The organism is Leifsonia sp. 22587, assembly GCF_052044215.1.
GTDB classification, from domain to species: domain Bacteria; phylum Actinomycetota; class Actinomycetes; order Actinomycetales; family Microbacteriaceae; genus Leifsonia; species Leifsonia shinshuensis_C.
Map to the genome: position 1 here is coordinate 1,049,254 of NZ_JBQENB010000001.1, position 18,990 is coordinate 1,068,243.

20 protein-coding genes and 1 pseudogene are annotated in these 18,990 nt (G+C 71.4%); 17 read left to right on the plus strand and 4 right to left on the minus strand.

Annotated features, from left to right (window positions below):
• Nucleotides 1–30 precede the first annotated feature (30 nt).
• From ACTJI1_RS05060 to ACTJI1_RS05080, 5 genes are all read left to right on the plus strand, one after another.
• Nucleotides 31–792 (plus strand): CoA transferase subunit A, encoded by a 762-nt coding sequence (locus ACTJI1_RS05060; RefSeq protein ID WP_440741784.1) that lies wholly within the window; start codon nucleotides 31–33, stop codon nucleotides 790–792.
• A complete protein-coding gene (locus tag ACTJI1_RS05065) occupies nucleotides 789–1,436 on the plus strand; it encodes a CoA transferase subunit B (RefSeq protein ID WP_440741785.1) in 648 nt (215 codons plus the stop codon). Before ACTJI1_RS05060 ends, ACTJI1_RS05065 begins: the two co-directional genes overlap by 4 nt.
• Nucleotides 1,436–1,978, plus strand: a complete 543-nt coding sequence (locus tag ACTJI1_RS05070; protein WP_440741786.1) for a MaoC family dehydratase — start codon at nucleotides 1,436–1,438, stop codon at nucleotides 1,976–1,978. The genes ACTJI1_RS05065 and ACTJI1_RS05070 overlap by 1 nt, the downstream gene beginning before the upstream one ends.
• A 35-nt stretch (nucleotides 1,979–2,013) precedes the next feature.
• Complete coding sequence (locus tag ACTJI1_RS05075; protein ID WP_440742178.1) at nucleotides 2,014–2,847, plus strand: HpcH/HpaI aldolase/citrate lyase family protein; 834 nt, start codon at nucleotides 2,014–2,016, stop codon at nucleotides 2,845–2,847.
• A 164-nt stretch (nucleotides 2,848–3,011) separates the two neighbouring features.
• Nucleotides 3,012–4,331, plus strand: coding sequence for an aldo/keto reductase (locus tag ACTJI1_RS05080; RefSeq protein ID WP_440741787.1), 1,320 nt, complete (start codon nucleotides 3,012–3,014; stop codon nucleotides 4,329–4,331).
• Nucleotides 4,332–4,684: 353 nt separating this feature from the next.
• Here the strand turns inward: ACTJI1_RS05080 and ACTJI1_RS05085 are convergent, their stop codons facing one another.
• Nucleotides 4,685–5,269, minus strand: a complete 585-nt coding sequence (locus ACTJI1_RS05085) for a TetR/AcrR family transcriptional regulator (RefSeq protein WP_310130020.1) — start codon at nucleotides 5,267–5,269, stop codon at nucleotides 4,685–4,687.
• 138 nt (nucleotides 5,270–5,407) lie between these two features.
• Here ACTJI1_RS05085 and ACTJI1_RS05090 point away from each other — a divergent pair, with 138 nt between their 5' ends.
• Entirely contained in the window at nucleotides 5,408–6,766 is a 1,359-nt protein-coding gene (locus tag ACTJI1_RS05090; RefSeq protein WP_440741788.1) for a M16 family metallopeptidase, read from the plus strand.
• 39 nt (nucleotides 6,767–6,805) lie between these two features.
• Complete coding sequence (locus ACTJI1_RS05095) at nucleotides 6,806–7,408, plus strand: histidine phosphatase family protein (protein ID WP_310130017.1); 603 nt, start codon at nucleotides 6,806–6,808, stop codon at nucleotides 7,406–7,408.
• 21 nt (nucleotides 7,409–7,429) lie between these two features.
• On the opposite strand, the gene ACTJI1_RS05100 is transcribed toward ACTJI1_RS05095, so the two are convergent.
• A complete protein-coding gene (locus ACTJI1_RS05100) occupies nucleotides 7,430–7,924 on the minus strand; it encodes a GNAT family N-acetyltransferase (RefSeq protein ID WP_440741789.1) in 495 nt (164 codons plus the stop codon).
• 68 nt (nucleotides 7,925–7,992) lie between these two features.
• Here ACTJI1_RS05100 and dapB point away from each other — a divergent pair, with 68 nt between their 5' ends.
• Nucleotides 7,993–8,799 (plus strand): 4-hydroxy-tetrahydrodipicolinate reductase, encoded by an 807-nt coding sequence (gene dapB / locus ACTJI1_RS05105; protein ID WP_440741790.1) that lies wholly within the window; start codon nucleotides 7,993–7,995, stop codon nucleotides 8,797–8,799.
• The gene (locus tag ACTJI1_RS05110) at nucleotides 8,796–9,251 is read left to right on the plus strand and encodes a tetratricopeptide repeat protein (RefSeq protein WP_310130013.1); all 456 of its coding nucleotides are present in this window, start codon (nucleotides 8,796–8,798) and stop codon (nucleotides 9,249–9,251) included. The genes dapB and ACTJI1_RS05110 overlap by 4 nt, the downstream gene beginning before the upstream one ends.
• Here the strand turns inward: ACTJI1_RS05110 and ACTJI1_RS05115 are convergent.
• Together ACTJI1_RS05115 and ACTJI1_RS05120 are read right to left on the minus strand one after the other, a co-directional pair.
• Nucleotides 9,248–10,033, minus strand: a pseudogene (locus ACTJI1_RS05115) (TIGR01777 family oxidoreductase); the annotation flags it as partial. The gene ACTJI1_RS05110 and the pseudogene ACTJI1_RS05115 overlap by 4 nt on opposite strands.
• Nucleotides 10,034–10,159: 126 nt before the next feature.
• Nucleotides 10,160–10,585 carry an OsmC family peroxiredoxin gene (locus tag ACTJI1_RS05120; RefSeq protein WP_440741791.1) on the minus strand — a complete coding sequence of 142 codons (426 nt, stop codon included), beginning with the start codon at nucleotides 10,583–10,585 and terminating at the stop codon, nucleotides 10,160–10,162.
• Nucleotides 10,586–10,763: 178 nt separating this feature from the next.
• Here ACTJI1_RS05120 and dapA point away from each other — a divergent pair, with 178 nt between their 5' ends.
• The 8 genes from dapA to ACTJI1_RS05160 all read left to right on the plus strand — a co-directional run bounded on the left by dapA (nucleotide 10,764) and on the right by ACTJI1_RS05160 (nucleotide 18,910).
• On the plus strand, nucleotides 10,764–11,741 hold the full coding sequence (gene dapA, locus ACTJI1_RS05125) for a 4-hydroxy-tetrahydrodipicolinate synthase (protein WP_310130008.1): 978 nt from the start codon (nucleotides 10,764–10,766) through the stop codon (nucleotides 11,739–11,741).
• 82 nt (nucleotides 11,742–11,823) lie between these two features.
• The gene (locus ACTJI1_RS05130) at nucleotides 11,824–13,500 is read left to right on the plus strand and encodes a ribonuclease J (protein WP_440741792.1); all 1,677 of its coding nucleotides are present in this window, start codon (nucleotides 11,824–11,826) and stop codon (nucleotides 13,498–13,500) included.
• A 65-nt stretch (nucleotides 13,501–13,565) separates the two neighbouring features.
• A complete protein-coding gene (locus ACTJI1_RS05135; protein WP_310130005.1) occupies nucleotides 13,566–14,057 on the plus strand; it encodes a GNAT family N-acetyltransferase in 492 nt (163 codons plus the stop codon).
• Nucleotides 14,058–14,126: 69 nt separating this feature from the next.
• Nucleotides 14,127–17,006: a DNA translocase FtsK 4TM domain-containing protein gene (locus ACTJI1_RS05140; protein WP_440741793.1), complete on the plus strand. Its 2,880-nt coding sequence runs from the start codon at nucleotides 14,127–14,129 to the stop codon at nucleotides 17,004–17,006.
• A 5-nt stretch (nucleotides 17,007–17,011) separates the two neighbouring features.
• Nucleotides 17,012–17,635: a CDP-diacylglycerol--glycerol-3-phosphate 3-phosphatidyltransferase gene (pgsA, locus tag ACTJI1_RS05145; RefSeq protein ID WP_440741794.1), complete on the plus strand. Its 624-nt coding sequence runs from the start codon at nucleotides 17,012–17,014 to the stop codon at nucleotides 17,633–17,635.
• Entirely contained in the window at nucleotides 17,622–18,131 is a 510-nt protein-coding gene (locus ACTJI1_RS05150) for a CinA family protein (RefSeq protein WP_440741795.1), read from the plus strand. The genes pgsA and ACTJI1_RS05150 overlap by 14 nt, the downstream gene beginning before the upstream one ends.
• Before the next feature lie 158 nt (nucleotides 18,132–18,289).
• Complete coding sequence (locus ACTJI1_RS05155; RefSeq protein WP_310129998.1) at nucleotides 18,290–18,601, plus strand: helix-turn-helix domain-containing protein; 312 nt, start codon at nucleotides 18,290–18,292, stop codon at nucleotides 18,599–18,601.
• Nucleotides 18,602–18,685: 84 nt separating this feature from the next.
• Nucleotides 18,686–18,910: a DUF3046 domain-containing protein gene (locus ACTJI1_RS05160; protein ID WP_440741796.1), complete on the plus strand. Its 225-nt coding sequence runs from the start codon at nucleotides 18,686–18,688 to the stop codon at nucleotides 18,908–18,910.
• Nucleotides 18,911–18,990: the final 80 nt, after the last annotated feature.

Genomic DNA, 18,990 nt, shown 5'->3' on the forward strand with positions numbered 1-18,990 from the left:
GCCGCGCGACCTCGACGAGGAGGAGGACGGATGATCGACAAGACGGTGGCGACGGCCGCGGAGGCGGTCGCCGACATCCCGGACGGCAGCACCCTGGCCGTCGGCGGATTCGGGCTGTGCGGCATCCCGAGCGCGCTCATCCAGGCGCTGCTGGAGTCGGGGACGACCGACCTGGAGGTCGTGAGCAACAACTGCGGTGTGGACGACTGGGGTCTCGGGCTGCTGCTCGCCGAGCACCGCATCCGCAAGATGATCAGCTCGTACGTCGGCGAGAACAAGGAGTTCGCCCGGCAGTTCCTCTCCGGCGAGCTGGAGGTGGAGCTCACCCCGCAGGGCACGCTCGCCGAGAAGCTCCGCGCGGGGGGCGCCGGCATCCCGGCCTTCTACACACCGGCGGGCGTCGGAACGCAGATCGCCGTCGGCGGCCTGCCGCGCCGCTATGCGCCGGACGGGTCGGTGGCGGTCGCCAGCGAGCCCAAGGAGGTGCGCACCTTCGACGACGCCGAGTACGTGCTCGAGCACTCGCTCCGGCCCGAGTTCGCGCTGGTGCACGCGGCGAAGGGGGACCGGCACGGCAACCTCGTCTTCCACGCCGCGGCCATGAACTTCAACCCGCTGGCCGCGATGGCCGGCCGCATCACCATCGCCGAGGTGGAGGAGCTGGTCGAGCCGGGCGAGCTCGACCCCGGCCAGGTGCACTGCCCGGGCATCTTCGTGCAGCGCGTCGTCCACGCGCCCGACGTGGAGAAGCGGATCGAGCGGCGCACCGTCGCCGGAGGGAGCGCACGATGAGCCTCACCCGCACCGAGCTCGCCGGCCGCGTGGCGAAGGAGCTCCGCAACGGCCAGTACGTCAACCTCGGCATCGGGATGCCGACGCTCATCCCGAACTACATCCCGGAAGGCGTCGAGGTCATCCTGCACTCGGAGAACGGCGTGCTCGGCGTCGGCCCGTACCCCGCCGACGACGCCGTCGACCCGGACCTCATCAACGCGGGCAAGGAGACGGTCACCGTGAACCGCGGCGCCGCCTTCTTCGACTCGTCGCTGTCGTTCGGGATGGTGCGCGGCGGCCACGTCGACCTGGCCGTGCTCGGGGCGATGGAGGTGTCCGAGACCGGCGACCTCGCCAACTGGATGATCCCCGGCAAGATGGTGAAGGGGATGGGCGGCGCGATGGACCTGGTGTTCGGCGCGAAACGGCTCATCGTCATGATGGAGCACGTCGACAAGGAGGGGCGGCCGAAGATCCTGCGCGAGTGCACCCTCCCGCTCACCGGCACCGGATGCGTGGACCGGATCATCACCGACCTCGCCGTGATCGACGTCACCGACGACGGGCTGGTGCTGCGCGAGACCGCGCCGGGTGTGACGGTGGATGAGGTGGTCGCGGCGACCGGAGCGCCGCTCCGCGTGGACCTGGAGGAGGCGGCCTGATGCGCGAGATCGAGCAGCGCGGGCTCTACTACGAGGAGTTCGAGCCGGACACGCGCTACCTGCACCGGCCGGGCCGCACGGTGACGGAGGCCGACAACGTCCTCTTCACCACCCTGACGATGAACACGCAGGCGCTGCACCTGGACGCCGCCTGGTCGGCCCGCCAGCCGTTCGGGGAGCGGCTGGTCAACTCCATGTTCACGCTGGCGACGATCGTCGGCGCCTCGGTGACCCAGCTCACGCAGGGCACGATCGTCGCGAACCTCGGCTTCAGCGAGGTGAGCTTCCCGCATCCGCTCCACCACGGCGACACGCTGTACTCGGAGACGGTCGTGCTGGCCAAGCGGCTGTCCGCATCCCGCCCAGGCCAGGGCATCGTGACGCTGGAGCACACCGGGCGCAACCAGGACGGGGTGGTCGTCGCGACGGCGACCCGCCAGGTCATGGTGTGGTGCCGGGATGCGGCGTCGGTGCCGTCGGACCCGGCGCGCGACGCGGACGCCCTCGACCCGGGCGCGGCGGAGCCGGACGGGATCCTGTGACGGGGGAGGGGGCGGCGTTCGCTGCGGGCGGGGGCGTGCCGGGCGCGGATGGGCCGGGCGCGGCGCGGCCGTTCCCGTGGGGGCCGGCGCTGCTGTTCTGCCCGGCCGACCGGCCCGAGCGGTACGCCAAGGCGCTGGAGCGCGCGGATGCGGTGATCCTCGACCTCGAGGACGCCGTCGATCCCGCCCGGCGCGCGGACGCCCGGGAGGCGCTGGTCGCGTCGGACCTGGACCCGTCGCGGGTGATCGTCCGCGTCAATCCCGCGAGCAGCGACGACCACGCCGCCGACCTCTCGGCACTGGCGGCCACACCGTACCGCGCCGTCATGCTCCCGAAGGCCCAATCGGTCGCCGACCTCGCGGCCCTCGACCGCTACGACGTCATCGCGCTGTGCGAGACGGCCGCCGGAGTGCTCGCGGCCCCCACGCTCGCTCGGCAGCGGTCCGTTCTTGCACTGATGTGGGGCGCGGAGGACCTCGTCGCCTCGCTCGGCGGAACCTCCAGCAGGCACGCGGACGGGACGTACCGCGATGTCGCCCGCCACGCGCGGTCGTCGGTGCTGCTCGCGGCGGGCGCCGCCGGCATCCACGCCGTCGACACGGTCCATCTCGACATCGCGGACCCGGCCGGTCTCGCGGCCGAGGCGGAGGATGCGGTGGCCGTCGGATTCGCGGCGACCGCGTGCATCCACCCCGGTCAGGTGGAGACGATCCGCGCCGCGTACCGGCCCGATCCGGACGAGGTGGAGGCCGCCCGCGCGCTGCTCGCGGCGGCCGAAGAAGCGGGCGGGGGAGTGTTCCGGTACGACGGCCGGATGGTCGACGGACCGGTGCTCGCGCACGCCCGGGCGGTGCTCCGCCGTTCGTGATGAAACTGTGACCAAGGTTTCCTCCGAGGTTCACCCGTTTCGTCCTTCCCACGTCGGTGGCATGACGTAATCTGCAAGTGTTCACTAGGGAATCGAACGGTCTCGAATCGATTCGAGTGAGCACTGAGGACGAGGCGAGACGGGTACGTCGGGGAGGGGGAGAGATGCCACAGCTGCTTCCCCTGCGCCTGCTCGAGTCGGTCGGGTTGCGGAGTTCGGAGAGCCGGCGGGCTGCGGCTGCCGCGGCCGCATCCGTGGCCGCATCCGCATCCGCTGATGCCGACGCGTCGGCGGTCGACGCTGCGTCTGTTGCCTCCGCACCTTCTGCCGCGCCCGCTGTCGGGGGCGTCGCGGATGGTTCTGCTGCCGCGGCTGCTGCCGCGCCCGCTACCGATGTCGCCGCGGCCGGTTCCGCCGCCGCGTCCGCACCCACTCGGACGGTCGCCCGCCCGAAGGCCCCCGCGGCGCCCTCGCGGCGCGAGCTGGCCCGCTCCGGCACGGCCGAACCGCCGACCGGCGTGATCGACGTCGACCCGGCGATCGAGAGCACCGGCCCGCTGTCCATCATCGCCAAGCGCCGCATCGGCGAGAGCGACATGGCTGTGTACCCGCTGTCGCTGGGCGCGAGCGTCTTCGGCTGGACGGCCGACGGCGACACCTCGTTCGCCATCCTCGACCGCTTCGCCGAGCTCGGCGGCGACTTCATCGACACCGCCGACAGCTACGTCGGGGGCCGCAGCGAGCTGCTGATCGGTTCGTGGATGCGCGAGCGCGGCAACCGCGACCGCGTCGTCGTCGCCACGAAGGTCGGACGCCACCAGGAGAACCCCGGCCTCGGCTCCGTCAGCATCGTCCGCGCCGTGGAGGCGTCGCTCGAACGGCTGAAGACGGACCACATCGACCTGCTGTACTTCCACGACGACGACCCCGAGACGCCGCTGGAGGACAGCCTCGCGACGGCCGAGTGGCTGATCGAGAGCGGCAAGGTGCGCTACCTGGCCGCCTCGAACTTCAGCGCGGACCGCCTGATCGAGGCCCGCATCCTGGCGTCCGCCGGTCTGCCGAAGTTCGTCGCCATCCAGAACCAGTACAACCTGATGCACCGCACCGAGTTCGAGAGCGCGCCGCGGATCGTCGCCGCCGCCCAGGGTCTCGCGGTGATGCCGTACTACGCGCTGGCGAACGGCTTCCTGACGGGCAAGTACCGCACGAAGAGCGACCTGACGGCCGGCGCCCGGAGCGTGCGCGCGTCCGCCTACGTGAACCGTCGCGGCCAGCGCGTCCTGGCCGTGCTCGACCGCATCGCCGCCGAGCACCGCGTGGCACCCGCGAGCATCGCGCTCGCCTGGCTGCTCGCCAAGCGCACCATCGTCGCCCCCGTCGCGAGCGCCAGCCGCCCGGACCAGGTGGACGCCCTGATGGCCGCCGCCGGCATCCGCCTCACCCGCTCCCAGATGCTCGACCTCGACCGCGTCTCCGAGTAGCGCGGCGCGCCGCCCCGCACGGCCGCCGGCGCGTCTGCGCCCGTCCGTAACGTCTGCGCCCGCGTGCCGCGCCGCACACGTTCCGCAACGCCGCAGTCGCGCCGCCCCGCGCATCCCGCCCAGCCGTCTCGCGGCGCATCCCGCGATCGAGGGGCGCGACACGCCGTTATGCGGCGGCCGTGACGGCGAGTTGCGACCCTCCGTTCGCGATGCGGAGGAGCGGCGGATGATGTGGGCGCGTTTGCCCACGTTTGTAACGTCTGCGGCTGCGCGACGGGGCGCAGACGTGACGCAGCGCCGCAGTCAGCAGCGCGGGCGGCGGGCGGCGGGCAGCGGCGGCAGCGCCGCGGTCCCTACGCCTCGCCGAGGATGCGGTCGAGCGCGCGGTGCAGGGCGGCGCCGGCCGCGATCGGGTCGCCGACGTAGCCGCCGGCGAGGGCGCCGTCGCGGGCGAGGATGAGGTCGTCGGCCGCGTCGCCGGGGCGGGGGTGCCCGATCTGGCGGAACAGCTCCTCGATGCGGTCGGCGTACCAGTCGCGGTGGGCCGTGACGGCGACGCGCACCGGGTCGGTCTCGTCGGAGAACTGCGCGGCGGCGTTGATGAAGGGGTCGCCGTGGAAGCCGGGGCGGACCGCCTCGTCGTTGATCGCATCCACCAAGGCCCGGGCGATGTCGCGCGGGTCCTGGTACTTCGTCTCCGCCTCGGCGAACCACTCGCGCACCTGACGGTCGCGGCCCTCGACGTAGGCGATGATGAGCAGGTCCTTCGAGCGGTAGTGCTTGTAGAAGGTGGCCTTGGTGACGCGGGCTCCCGCGATGATGCGGTCGACGCCGACCGTGTGGATGCCCTCCTGGTAGAAGAGCTCGTCGGCCGTCGCGAGGATCTTGACCTTCGACGGCGCGGGCGGCCGGATGGTCGCTCGGGCACTTACGACCATCCGGACGACTCCTTCTGCTGGGGGAGGCGATAGCGCCTCCGGGCTGCGTGTGATCCGAGTATACAGTAGACAGAAGAGTCTGTTTGTCCTCTTTTTCTCAGGCGGGCCGCGGCGGCCCGCTGGCGTAGGGTGGAGGGGATGAACAGCGCAGTCGACCTTCCCCTCGGTGTGGCCGACCTGACGTTCGCCGCATCCGGCGAGGCTCTCGTCCGCCGGACCGTCCTGCCGAGCGGCGTCCGCATCCTCAGCGAGCAGGTGCCCGGCGCCCGCTCCGCGACCCTCGGCTACTGGGTCGCCGTGGGCTCCCGGGACGAGACCGACGGCACGCCGGGGCATCCCGGATCCCTCGGCTCCACCCACTTCCTCGAGCACCTGCTCTTCAAGGGCACGCGGACGCGCACGGCGCTCGACATCGCGGTCTCGTTCGACTCGGTCGGCGGGGAGCACAACGCGATGACGGCCAAGGAGTACACCTGCTACTACGCCAAGGTGCAGGACCGCGACCTCGCGATGGCCGTCGAGGTCATCGGCGACATGCTGACCTCGTCGGTGCTCGACCCGGCCGAGTTCGAGAACGAGCGCGGCGTCATCCTGGAAGAGCTCTCGATGGCGGAGGACGACTCGGGCGACGTCGCGAACGAGCGGATGTTCCAGGCCGTGCTGGGTGCGCATCCCCTCGGCCGGCCCATCGGCGGCCGCCCCGACACCATCCACGCCGCGACGCGCGACGGGGTCTGGGAGCATTACCGCGCCAACTACCGGCCTCAGGATCTGGTGGTCACCGCCGCGGGAGCCGTCGACCACGACCTCCTGGTCGCGGGCGTCGAGAAGGCCCTCGTCTCCGCCGGCTGGGATCTCGACCTCGCCGCGCAGCCGGTGGACCGCCGCGCAGGCGGCGCCGCCGAGATCACCCGTGGCAGCGCGATCGTGACCGTGCAGCGTCCGACCGAGCAGGCCAACCTCTTCGTCGGGATGCCCGGCATCATCGCGACCGACGAGCGCCGCACCACGATGAGCGTGCTCAACTCGGTGCTGGGCGGCGGGATGTCGAGCCGGCTGTTCCAGGAGGTGCGCGAGCGTCGCGGCCTCGCCTACGCCGTCTACTCGTTCTCCGGCTCCTACTCCGACGCCGGCGTCTTCGGCCTGTATGCCGGATGCGCCCCCGCGAAGGCGCGCCAGGTCACCGAGCTGATGCTCGACGAGCTGCGCCGCCTCGCCTCCGACGGTGTGACGCCCGACGAGCTGCGGCGCGCGGTCGGCCAGCTGTCCGGGGGCGCCGCGCTCGCGCTGGAGGACTCCGACACCCGCATGTCCCGGCTCGGCCGGGCCGAGATCACCCTGGGCGAGTTCGCCGACCTGGATGAGAGCCTCCGCCGCCTGCACCTCGTCACCGCCGACGATGTGCGCGACCTCGCCGCCGATCTGGCGGGACGGCCGGTCTCCGTCGCCGCGGTCGGGAGCGTGACCGACGACGTGTTCGCCGGTCTCGCTCCCTGAGCCGCCCCCTTCTGTTCCGTCTTCCGAAAGGTCCCATCCGTGCCCCACTACCTCTACCTCGTGCGCCACGGCGAGCAGCAGGATGCCGAGCACGGCCTGCCGGACGGCCCGCTCTCGCCGCGCGGCAAGCGCCAGGCGCAGCTCATCGCCGAACGGCTCAGCGGCATCCCGTTCACCTCGATGTACCACTCGCCGCTGAACCGCGCGGCCGAGACGGCCGCGATCATGGCGGAGCGGATGCCCGCGCTCGAGCCGCAGCCGTCCAGCCTGCTGTTCGACTGCATCCCGTCGGGGCCGACGCCGGACATGCCGAAGGCGTTCGAGTCGTTCTTCGGTCCGGTCACCGAGGCCGAGATCGAGGCGGGGCGGGCGCAGATGGACGACGCCGTCCACGAGTTCCTCACCCCGGCGATGGGCGACCGGCATGACCTGCTGGTGACGCACAACTTCGTGATCGGATGGTTCGTGCGGCACGTCTTCGACGCCCCGGATTGGCGCTGGCTGGGCCTCAATCAGGCCAATTGCGGTCTCACGATCATCCGCGTGCGCTCGGCGAAGCCCCCGGTGCTCGTCGTGCACAACGACCTCGGGCACCTGCCCGTCGAGCTGCGCACCGGACTGCCGGAGCTCCAGCCGGTCTAGGCCCGGAATGGCCGCGCGGCGCTACGCGAGCCGCTTGCGGAACCAGTCGGTCGCGTTCGGATTGTCGTTGTAGGGCTGGATGCTCTCATAACCGTGGGACCGGTAGAGGCCGCCGGCCGCCTCCAGGCTCGCGTTGGTGTCGAGCACGACCTCGGTCGCGCCGAACCCGCGCGCCCGCTGCTCCAGCTCGGAGAGGATCGCCCGGCCGTAGCCGTTGCCGCGACGGGCGGGGGCGACCCACAGGTGCTTGATCTCGTAGCGGACGATCGGCGCGGCGTCCTCGGTCTCCGCCAGCGGCACGCGCAGCTCGCGGACGCCGCCGCAGCCGACCTCGACGCCCTCGTCGTACGCGAGCAGGAACACCCCGTTCGGCGCCACGAACTGGCCCGGGTCGGGGAAGGCCGTGCGGTACGCGCCCTGCACCGAGGGGAAGGTCTCGGCGCGCTCGGCGAAGTAGTCGGAGAGCATCCGGTGGGCGGTCGCGTCGGTGACGGCGACGTCTGCGAAAGACACCATCGACCCAGGGTATAGCCGCCCCACCGGTCACGGCGTGAAGGCGCAGCCCCGACGGTAGGCTGGGGGACGTGAGCATTCGCGTGGCCGTCGCCGGAGCGACCGGAAAACTGGGAAGCGTGGCGGTGCGCCTCATCGAGCAGGCCGACGACCTGGAGCTGGTGGCCCGGCTCGACTCCCGCTCACCCCTCGACGACATGCTCGGCGCCGACGTGCTGGTCGACATGACCCTGCCGCAGGTGAGCCCGGGCATCGTGGCCTTCGCCGTCGACCACGGGCTCAACGTCCTCGTCGGCACCTCGGGCTGGTCGGCGGACCGCATCCTCGACCTGGAGCGCCGTGTCGCCCAGCACGAGGGCCGGGGCGCGGTCGTCATCCCGAACTTCTCGCTGGGATCCGCTCTGGGAACGGCGTTCGCGACCGTCGCCGCGCGCTTCTTCGACTCGATCGAGATCGTGGAGATGCATGGTGCCGGCAAGGTCGACTCGCCCTCGGGCACCGCGGTCCGCACGGCCGAGCTCATCGGAGCGGCCCGCGCCGCGAAGGGCCCGGTGGAGGCGCCGCACTCGGACCAGCGGGCCCGCGGCCAGCAAGTGGCCAGCGTGCCCATCCACAGTCTCCGGATGCGCGGCGCCGGCGCCCAGCAGCAGGTGATCTTCGGCGGTCCGGGGGAGCAGCTGACGATCCGTCACGACGCCACCGGCGGCGAGGCGTACGAGCGCGGCATCCTGCTCGCGCTGCGTGCCGCGGCGACCGCGACCGGGGTGACGGTGGGCCTCGACCAGCTCATCGACCTCGGTATCGCCGAGCCGAGCGGCGAGCCCCCGCGCCCGACCGTGCGCGACGCCGGCGACGACGGCACCGACCCCACGCGATGAGGAACCGCCTCGCCGCGCTGCTGATGGCGCTGCTGCTCCTCGTCTACCTGGTGCTGGTGACCCAGCGCGCCGTGCTGCTGATCGCGACCGGGGAGCCGGTCGGCGTCGCGATGGGGATCGCGCTGTTCGTGCTGCCGGTGATCGCCGCGTGGGCGATCGGCCGGGAGCTGCTGTTCGGGATGCGCACCGAGCAGCTGGTCAAGCGGCTGGACGCCGAGGGCGGTCTGCCGGTCGAGGACCTGCCGACGCGCGCGAGCGGCCGGCCGTTGCGGGACGCGGCGGACGAGCAGTTCCCGCAGTACCGCGCCGAGGTGGAGGCTGCGCCCGAGAGCTGGCGTGCCTGGTTCCGGCTGGGGCTCGCCTACGACGCCTCGGGGGACCGCCGACGCGCCCGCGAGGCGCTGCGCCAGGCCATCCGGCTGGAGCGCGCGGAGGCGAAGGCGGCGCGCTAGGCCGCGCGCACCTCCACGAGCCGGTCCATCGCATCCTGAACCGTCACGTCGCGGAAGACGAAGCCGTCGTCGAGCAGCTTGCGCGGCACGACCAGCTGGTCGGCGAGCAGCAGCTCCCTGCCGGCGTCCTGCAGGGCGAGCTCGATCGCGAACCGCGGCACGGGGACGAAGTACGGCCGCCGGACCGCTTCCGCCAGCGCTCGGACCAGCTCGCCGGCCGTCGCCGGTGTCGGTCCGGCGATGTTGACCGGCCCCTCGAGCGCGGAGCCGAGCAGGTGCACGAGGGCCGCGGCCTCGTCGTGCAGGCTGACCCAGGGCCAGTGCTGACGGCCGCTCCCCAGCGGACCGGCCAGCCCCGCCTTCGCGATCGGGAGGAGCGGCTTCATCGCCCCGCCGCGTCCGACGACGACGCCGGTCCGGGCGAGCGCGACGCGCGTCGCGGAGGGCGCGAGCCGGGCCGCCGCCTCCCACGCGTCGACGACGTCGGACAGGAAGCCACGGCCCTTGCCCGCGGACTCGGTGAGCTCCTGGCCCGGCCGGTCGCCGTAGTAGCCGACCGCCGAACCGCTGACGAAGACGGCGGGCGGGCTGTCGGCGCGGCGCATCCCCTCGGCGAGGGTGCCGGTCGCCTGAAGGCGGGAGGAGAGGATGCGGCGCTTGGTCGCGCGCGTCCACGGCAGGTGCTGCAGCGAGGCCCCCGACAGGTTGATCACACCGTCCGCCCAGTCGAAGAGGGCGCTGTCGACGGTACGGGCCGCCGGGTCCCAGCGGAACTCGTCGGGGGCGGACGGCTCGCGGCGGACGAGCCGCCGCGCCTCGTGACCCGCCTCGGCGAGCTGCGCNCGCGCAGCTCGCCGCCGATCATGCCGGACGCGCCGGCGAGCAGCACCTTCATGGCCGGGCGGCGATCAGGCGAGCGTCGCGTCGAGGGTGATCGGGATGCCGACCAGGGCGCGCGAGACCGGGCAGGTGCTCTTGGCCTCGTCAGCGAGCCGCTGGAAGTCGTCCTCCGAGAGCCCGGGCACGGTGGCCGTGACCCGCAGATGGCTGCCGGTGATGCCCTGTGCCGGGTCGAAGGTGACGGCGGCGGTCGTCCGGATGCTCTCCGGCGCGTTGCCGAACTGCGCCAGCACGTTGGAGAACGCCATGGAGAAGCAGGCCGCGTGCGCGGCTCCCAGAAGCTCTTCGGGGGTGGTGACCTCGGCGCCGCCCTGCGAACGCGCCTTCCAGTTGACGGCCAGCTCGGCGGCGTGGGACGAGTCGAGGGTGACCGTGCCCGATCCGCTCGTCAGATCGCCGTTCCAGACGGTGGTGGATTCGCTGGTGACTGCCATGGAGACCTCCTCGAGACGCCGGGCCGCCGTGTGCGGCCGGGCGCGACCCACACTACTGACGGGCTCCGACACCGTCACCCCGTGCTGGCCGGATTCCCCACAGGTACGCAGTTACGCCCTCTTTCCACAGACCTGGCGGAAGTGTCGCCCCGCGACGGCGAACCGATAGCCTGGTGCCATGTCATCCCCCGCGAACCCGTTCGGCCAGGTGCTCGTCGCCCTGGTCACACCGTTCACCGCCGACGGCGAAGTGGACTGGGCCGCGGTCGAGAAGCACATCGACGACGTCATCCAGGCGGGCGCCGACGGCATCGTCGTCACGGGCACCACCGGCGAGACGTCGACGCTGACCGACCCGGAGAAGCTGCGGCTGGTCGAGGTCGGCAAGTCGGTGGCCGACGGGCGCGCCAAGATCATCACAGGCGGCGGCTCCAACGAGACCGCGCACGCCATCCAGCTCTACCAGCAGAGCGAGAAGGCCGGGGCGGACGGCGTCATGGTCGTCACCCCGTACTACAACAAGCCGACGCAGGCGGGCATCCTGACCCACTTCCGGATGATCGCCGACGCGACCGACCTGCCGGTGATCCTCTACGACATCCCGGGCCGCACGGGCGTGCCGATCCGCTACGAGACCATCCTCCGCATCGCCAAGCACCCCAATGTCCTGGCCATCAAAGACGCGAAGGGCGACTTCAGCGAGGTCAGCCGCGTGCTGAACCAGACCGACCTGATGTACTTCTCGGGCGACGACGCCAACGTCCTGCCGCACCTGTCGATCGGTGCGAGCGGCCTGATCGGGGTCACCGCCAACATCGCGGCGACTCCGTACCGGCAGATCGTCGACGCGGTCAACGCCGGCGACCTCGCCACCGCGACCGCCGCCCACAAGAAGCTCGAACCGCTGGTGCGGGCGGTCATGACCCACGTGCCGGGCACCGTCGCGGCCAAGTACATCCTCCACGGCCTCGGCCGCATCTCCAGCCCGCGCGTGCGACTGCCGCTCGTAGGCCCGGAGGAGTGGGAGGCCGCCCAGATCGAGGACGAGCTCGACCTGGTGAAGGACATCCCCGGCGTCGACTTCTCGAACTTCCGTCCCGACCGCAACGCGGCTGCGGGCGGCGCGCTCCCGAAGATCGCCGGGACCACTCGCTGACCGCCGCCGCAGGCGGCTGAAGACATTCGCGGGAGCACGAAGCCCCGCACCCACACGCAGAAACACAGAAAGAGGAGGGCACATGCCCAATCCCGTCGCCGAGCCGCCCGCGCTCGAGCCAGGAACGCTCCGCATCATCCCGACGGGCGGTCTCGGCGAGATCGGCCGAAACATGACCGTCTTCGAATTTGAGGGCAAGCTGCTCATCGTCGACTGCGGCGTGCTGTTCCCCGAGCAGGACCAGCCCGGGGTCGACCTGATCCTCCCCGACTTCGCCCCCGTCCGCGACCGGCTCGACGACGTGGTGGGCGTCGTGCTCACCCATGGGCACGAGGACCACATCGGCGCGGTGCCCTACCTGCTGAAGCTCCGGCGCGACATCCCCCTGATCGGCTCCGGTCTGACCCTCGCGCTCGTGGAGGCGAAGCTCAAGGAGCACCGCATCCAGCCGTACACCTTCACGGTGAAGGAGGGACAGGTCGAGCAGCTCGGTCCGTTCTCGCTCGAGTTCGTCGCGGTCAACCACTCCATCCCCGACGCGCTCGCGGTCGCGATCACCACGCCCGCGGGCGTCGTGCTGCACACCGGCGACTTCAAGATGGACCAGCTGCCGCTCGACGACCGGCTCACCGACCTCCGTGCGTTCGCCCGGCTGGGCGAGAAGGGCGTCGACCTCTTCCTCGCCGACTCGACCAACGCCGACGTTCCGGGGTTCACCCCGCTGGAGCGCTCGATCGGACCGGTGCTCGACACGGTGATCGCCCGCGCCCCGCGCCGGGTGATCGTCGCGAGCTTCTCCAGCCACGTGCACCGCGTGCAGCAGGTGCTCGACGCCGCCGCCGCGAACGGCCGCCGGGTGGCACTCCTCGGCCGCTCCATGGTCCGCAACATGACGATCGCCGCCGAGCTCGGGTACCTCAAGGTGCCGGAGGGCGTGCTGATCGACTACAAGAAGGCGGCCGACCTCCCGGACGACGAGATCGTCTACATGTCGACGGGCTCGCAAGGCGAGCCGATGGCCGTCCTGGCGCGCATGGCGAACCTCGACCACCAGATCGAGGTCGGCCACGGCGACACCGTCATCCTCGCCTCCAGCCTGATCCCGGGCAACGAGAACGCCGTGTACCGCGTCATCGACGGCCTGACCAAGCTCGGCGCCAACGTGGTGCACAAGGGCAACGCCAAGGTGCACGTCTCCGGTCACGCGGCCGCGGGCGAGCTGCTCTACTGCTACAACATCCTGAAGCCGCGCAACGTCATGCCGGTGCACGGCGAGTACCGTCACCTGGTCGCCAACGCCCGGCTTGCGATGGACACCGGCGTGCCGGAGGAGAACACGATCCTCGCCGAGGACGGCTCGGTCGTCGACCTCCGCGACGGCGTCGCCCGCGTGGTCGGCCAGCTCGACCTCGGCTTCGTCTACGTCGACGGCTCCAGCGTCGGCGAGATCACGGACGCCGACCTCAAGGACCGCCGGATCCTCGGCGAAGAGGGCTTCATCTCCATCATCGTCGTCGTCGAGGCGGCCTCCGGGCGCATCGTCACCGGGCCCGAGGTGCACGCGCGCGGCTTCGCGGAGGACGACGCGGTGTTCGACGACGTCAAGCCGAAGATCGCCGCCGCCCTCGCGGAGGCCGCGCACAACGGCGTCCGCGACTCGCACGCGCTGTCGCAGGTCGTGCGCCGCACCGTCGGCCGCTGGGTGAACACCAGCTACCGCCGCCGTCCGATGATCGTGCCGCTCGTCATCGAGGCGTAGCGGGCACTGCGGGTGTCCGGCCGGACGTAACCCGCCGGAAACACGGAGGCGCGTAGCGTTCGTGCATGAACGCGTTCCGCATCCGCCCGGCCGTCGGCCAGGATGCCCGCGTGCTGGCCGACATGCTGGTCGAGGCCGCCAACTGGAACCCGGTGCGCTCCCGCACGCGGGTCACGGTGATGGAGGACCCGACCGTCCTGCACTACATCGCCGGCTGGCAGCGTCCCGGCGACTTCGGCTGTGTGGCCGAGGACGCCCGGGGTGTGGCGGTCGGTGCGTGCTGGGCGCGGTTGTTCCCCGCCGACCGGCCGGGCTACGGATTCGTGGCGCCCGGGGTGCCCGAGCTGACCCTGGGCGTCTACCCGCCGTGGCGCGCGCAGGGCGTCGGTCGGGCGCTGCTCCGCGAGCTGTCCCGGGAGGCGGCCGCCCGCGGTCATGCCCGGCTGAGCCTGAGCGTCGAGCGCGAGAACTTCGCGCAGCGGCTCTACGTCAGCGAGGGGTTCGTGACGGTGGCCGCGGGGGAGCGCTCCGACACGATGGTGCGCACAGTCCGCTGACGGAGCGGATTTTCCACATGCAGGCGCGGGATCCGCGCGATGACAGGGGCACGACGTACCGTTGAGCCCATGGCCACGAGCACCAAGTCGAGTTCCCGCGACCGGAACTCCGGCCGCGGCGGATCGACCGCGCGCAAGCCGGCGTCGAAGACCGCGCAGCAGAAGACGGTCGCGTCCCCGGCGGCCGACGCCGGTCCGAGCCCGCTCATCCGCGCCTGGATGGGGCTCGCCCACCTGACCGGCGCCGCCTTCCGCGCCCTCGGTCCCGAGAAGCTGAGCAAGGAGGAGCGGCGCGACGGCTTCCCGTTCTTCCTGGTCCTGCTCGCGATCGCCGGTGCGGTCGTCGAGTGGTTCCTCATCAACGACCAGGTCGCCCGCACGCTCGACGCCTGGACCTTCGGGGGCCTGTTCGGCCGGGTGGCGTTCGCGCTGCCCGTCGTGATGGTGCTGTTCGCCGCCTGGCTCTTCCGCCATCCCAGCTCCGTCCACGACAACACGCGCATCGGCATCGGCCTCAGCATCCTGCTGCTCATGGTCTCCGGGCTGTGCCACCTGTTCAGCCCGCATCCGTCGCCGAGTGACGGGATGGCGGCCCTCGCGCAGGCGGGCGGCGTGCTGGGGTGGCTCATCGCCGCGCCGCTCTCGCTGGTGATCACGCCGTACGGCGCGGGCGCCGTGGTGATCCTGCTCCTCATCCTGAGCCTGTTCATCATCACGAAGACCCCGCCGAACAAGCTCCCCGCCCGCATCCGGGAGCTGTACGCCTACCTCTTCGGCGCGCAGCTGCCGACGGAGGAGGAGCGCCAGGAGGCCAAGGCGGCCGCCAAGGAGAACACCTCGAAGCAGGTGGAACTCGACGGCCTCGATGACGACGAGCCGGAGGCCCAGGGGAATCTGCCCTGGTGGCGGCGCAACAAGTCCCAGCGCGAAGAGGACCCGGAGTTCGACCCCGCAGCCGACGGCCTCACCGACGTGTTCGGCACGCCGCAGCGCGGCAAGGGGGAGTTCGCCACGCCCCTCGAGCCCGACCCGTCGAGCGACCACTACAACACCGAGGTGCTCAGCGAGCTCGCGCACGCCGAGGATGCGCTGCAGCGCTTCACCGGGGAGCAGCCGCCGACCGCCGTCGCACCGCTGCCCTCGCCGGGCGTCCCCGGCGCCGGTGCGGTGCTGCCCGGCTTCCAGGCCGGCGCCGACGACTTCGACGAGGAGGCGGCGGCCCCCGCCCTTCCGCAGCCCGCCGCGCCCTACAACCTGCCGTCCGCGTCCATGCTGTCGGCGGGAACCCCCGCGAAGACCCGGTCGGGCGCCAACGACGAGATCGTCGCCGCCATCACCGAGGTGCTCACCCAGTTCGGTGTGGATGCGAAGGTGACGGGCTACTCGCGCGGCCCGACAGTGACCCAGTACGAGATCGAGCTCGGACCGGGCGTGAAGGTCGAGCGCGTGACGGCGCTCAGCAAGAACCTGTCGTACGCGGTCGCGAGCAACGAAGTCCGCATCCTGTCGCCCATCCCGGGCAAGAGCGCCATCGGCGTCGAGATCCCGAACACGGATCGCGAGATCGTCTCCCTCGGCGACGTGCTCCGCTCGCCGGCGGCCACCAAGAGCGTCCACCCGATGACCATCGGCGTCGGCAAAGACGTCGGTGGCGGCTACGTCGTCGCCAACCTCGCCAAGATGCCGCACCTCCTGGTGGCCGGCTCGACCGGCTCCGGAAAGTCCAGCTTCGTGAACTCGATGATCACGAGCGTCCTCATGCGGGCGAAGCCGTCCGAGGTGCGGATGGTGCTCATCGACCCGAAGCGCGTGGAGCTGACGATCTACGGCGGCGTCCCGCACCTGATCACCCCCATCATCACGAACCCGAAGAAGGCCGCGGAGGCCTTGCAGTGGGTCGTGAAGGAGATGGACATGAGGTACGACGACCTGGCGAGCTTCGGCTTCCGCCACATCGACGACTTCAACCGCGCCGTCGTCAACGACGAGATCGTCCTCCCGGCCGGCAGCGAGCGGAAGCTGAAGCCCTACCCGTACCTGCTGGTCGTGGTGGACGAGCTCGCCGACCTGATGATGGTCGCCCCGCGCGACGTCGAGGACTCGATCGTGCGCATCACGCAGCTCGCACGCGCATCCGGCATCCACCTCGTGCTCGCGACGCAGCGGCCGTCGGTCGATGTCGTCACCGGCCTCATCAAGGCCAACGTGCCTTCGCGCCTTGCGTTCGCCGTTACGAGCGTCACCGACTCGCGGGTCATCCTCGACCAGCCCGGCGCCGACAAGCTGATCGGGCAAGGTGACGCCCTGTTCCTCCCGATGGGCGCCTCCAAGGCCGTGCGCGTGCAGGGCGCGTGGGTCAACGAGGAGGAGATCCAGAAGGTCGTCGAGCACGTCACCCGCCAGGCGCGGCCCGAGTACCGGCAGGATGTCACCGCCGGCGCGGAGAAGAAGCAGATCGACTCCGACATCGGCGACGACCTCGAGCTGCTGCTCGCCGCGGCAGAGCTCGTCGTGTCGTCGCAGTTCGGGTCCACCTCGATGCTGCAGCGGAAGCTCCGCGTCGGCTTCGCCAAGGCGGGCCGCCTGATGGACCTGCTCGAGTCGCGGGAGATCGTCGGCCCGTCCGAGGGGTCGAAGGCCCGGGACGTGCTGGTGACCGCCGAGCAGCTGCCGCAGGTGCTCGCCCGGCTGCGCGGCGAGGAGCCGCCGGCGCAGGCGTCCGCCGCCCCGTCGGGTGCCACGTCCAGCGCTTCTGCGGCCGCTTCGTCGGTCGCGGGCGGAGCTGTCGCCGGCGGAGCCGTCGGCGCGGTGCCGGGCCCCGTCTCCGGCTACGAGGACGGCGGCCACGACCGCTACGGAGTCGATCCTGTGGCGGAGATGACCGCGGGCTATCCTGAGGTCGAGGGCGACTCCGACGAGGACGCCTGGCAGCTGACCGACAGGGAGTAGACCGCATGTCGGTGCCCGAAACGCCCCCGCCCGCAGCGGCGGACGGCGGATCCCCGCGCGTGAGCAACTGGAACCTGCCCAACGCGATCACGGTGGCGCGCATCCTGCTCGCCCCCCTCTTCGTGTGGATGCTGCTGGCGGACGACGGGCAGGACGGCTGGCTGCGGTGGGCCGCCGCCGTGCTCTTCATCGTCGCGATCGCCACGGACGGCGTGGACGGCGCGCTCGCGCGGCGCAACGGGCTGGTGACCGACCTCGGCAAGCTGCTCGACCCCATCGCCGACAAGGTGCTGACCGGCGGCGCCCTCATCGCCCTGTCGATCCTCGGCGAGCTGCCGTGGTGGGTGACGGTCGTCATCCTGGTGCGGGAGGTCGGCATCACGATCTACCGGTTCGTCGTCATCCGTCAGGGCGTCATCGCCGCCTCCCGCGGAGGCAAGATCAAGACCATCGTGCAGTCCGTGGCGATCTCGTTCGCGCTGGTGCCGCTCTGGACGGTCTTCGGCGACTGGATCTACTGGGTCAACGGTGTCCTCATGACGGCCGCTGTCATCCTCACCGTCTGGACCGGATTCGACTACCTCTGGCAGGCGTGGAAGGGCCGGAGGGCGAAGCGTGCCCTCGCCTGACGGTACCGCGTCCACGGTCGCCGTCGTCCGCGCCCTCATCGACCGCGGGCTCACCGTGGCGGTGGCGGAGTCGCTGACCGGCGGCCTGCTAGCGGCGGAGCTCACCAGCGTGCCCGGTGCGTCCGCCGTGGTGCTCGGGGGAGCGGTGGTCTACGCGACCGAGCTGAAGCACGCGCTGCTGGGGGTGGACGGTGCCCTGCTCGATGCGGAGGGCCCGGTGCACCCGGAGGTGGCGCGCCAGCTGGCGGCCGGGGTGCGGGAGCGGCTGGCCGTCGGCGGTCGTCCCGCCGACCTCGGCGTCTCGACGACGGGCGTGGCCGGCCCGGACCCGCAGGGCGGGCGGCCGGTCGGGACCGTGTTCATTGGCATCTCGTCGTCGACCGGGACGCGCGCGGTGGCGCTCGAGCTCTCGGGGGACCGCGACGCCATCCGCCGCCGGACCGTTCGGGACGCGGTCGCGGCGCTCGCGGACGAGCTCGGCATAACGGCTGGTTGAAGATGGCGTATTACCGCGGGAATACGCGGTGTTTCGGTCTCGTTACACCTGCTGCATTCACAAGAAAAGCCCAGTAGCCCTCGATATCGTGAAGCTCAGGGATGCGGTACATTCGTATCCCATCGATACGTCGGCAGGGATAGAGAGGGAGGCTCCGAATGATTCTTGTACGTCAGGAAATCGGCGACGTGCTCAGGGACTTCCGCCTGCAAAAGGGTCGTACGCTCCGTCAGGTCGCGAGCAAGGCGAGCGTCGCGCTCGGATACCTCAGCGAGGTCGAGCGCGGACAGAAGGAGGCGTCGAGTGAGATCCTCGCCTCCGTCGCAGACGCGCTGGAGACGCCGGTCTCGGTCATCATGCGCGAGGTCGGGGACCGCATCGCGGTTCTCGAGGGCCTCGAGCCGGTGATCCCGGACACGGTTCCGGACGAGTTCGTCCAGGCGATGGACACGGACCTGGTCGCCCGCTGATTCCGAACAGACTCGAGGACGCCCCGCCCAGCGCGGGGCGTCCTTCGTTTTCCCCCTTCGTCTTCCCACCCGAAGTAAGGACCCATGAAGCTCAGTGAGTTCCAGCGCGCCGTCTCGGACGAGTTCGGCAGCTCCTACGGTCAGACGCTGCTGACCGACCTCGTGCTCGGCGAGCTCGGGGGCCGCACGGCCAACGAGGCCATCGCCGCGGGACTCCCCCCGCGGGAGGTCTGGATCGCGCTGTGCAAAGAGACCGGCGTGCCGCAGTCGCGCTGGTACGGCGCCGGGAAGCCCGCGCCCAAGCGCTGATCCCGGCCTGCGACACGCCGGTTCCGCTCTCTCGAAGATATGTTCGGAACTGGCTACACTTCTTCACAACGGCAGTCGAA

Coding starts and splice junctions, on each gene's coding strand:
- ACTJI1_RS05060 (WP_440741784.1), top strand. CDS start 31: ATGATCGACAAGACGGTGGCGACGGCCGCGGAGGCGGTCGCCGACATC.
- ACTJI1_RS05065 (WP_440741785.1), top strand. CDS start 789: ATGAGCCTCACCCGCACCGAGCTCGCCGGCCGCGTGGCGAAGGAGCTC.
- ACTJI1_RS05070 (WP_440741786.1), top strand. CDS start 1,436: ATGCGCGAGATCGAGCAGCGCGGGCTCTACTACGAGGAGTTCGAGCCG.
- ACTJI1_RS05080 (WP_440741787.1), top strand. CDS start 3,012: ATGCCACAGCTGCTTCCCCTGCGCCTGCTCGAGTCGGTCGGGTTGCGG.
- ACTJI1_RS05085 (WP_310130020.1), bottom strand. CDS start 5,269: ATGGTCGTAAGTGCCCGAGCGACCATCCGGCCGCCCGCGCCGTCGAAG.
- ACTJI1_RS05090 (WP_440741788.1), top strand. CDS start 5,408: ATGAACAGCGCAGTCGACCTTCCCCTCGGTGTGGCCGACCTGACGTTC.
- ACTJI1_RS05100 (WP_440741789.1), bottom strand. CDS start 7,924: ATGGTGTCTTTCGCAGACGTCGCCGTCACCGACGCGACCGCCCACCGG.
- ACTJI1_RS05110 (WP_310130013.1), top strand. CDS start 8,796: ATGAGGAACCGCCTCGCCGCGCTGCTGATGGCGCTGCTGCTCCTCGTC.
- ACTJI1_RS05120 (WP_440741791.1), bottom strand. CDS start 10,585: ATGGCAGTCACCAGCGAATCCACCACCGTCTGGAACGGCGATCTGACG.
- dapA (WP_310130008.1), top strand. CDS start 10,764: ATGTCATCCCCCGCGAACCCGTTCGGCCAGGTGCTCGTCGCCCTGGTC.
- ACTJI1_RS05130 (WP_440741792.1), top strand. CDS start 11,824: ATGCCCAATCCCGTCGCCGAGCCGCCCGCGCTCGAGCCAGGAACGCTC.
- ACTJI1_RS05135 (WP_310130005.1), top strand. CDS start 13,566: ATGAACGCGTTCCGCATCCGCCCGGCCGTCGGCCAGGATGCCCGCGTG.
- ACTJI1_RS05140 (WP_440741793.1), top strand. CDS start 14,127: ATGGCCACGAGCACCAAGTCGAGTTCCCGCGACCGGAACTCCGGCCGC.
- pgsA (WP_440741794.1), top strand. CDS start 17,012: ATGTCGGTGCCCGAAACGCCCCCGCCCGCAGCGGCGGACGGCGGATCC.
- ACTJI1_RS05155 (WP_310129998.1), top strand. CDS start 18,290: ATGATTCTTGTACGTCAGGAAATCGGCGACGTGCTCAGGGACTTCCGC.
- ACTJI1_RS05160 (WP_440741796.1), top strand. CDS start 18,686: ATGAAGCTCAGTGAGTTCCAGCGCGCCGTCTCGGACGAGTTCGGCAGC.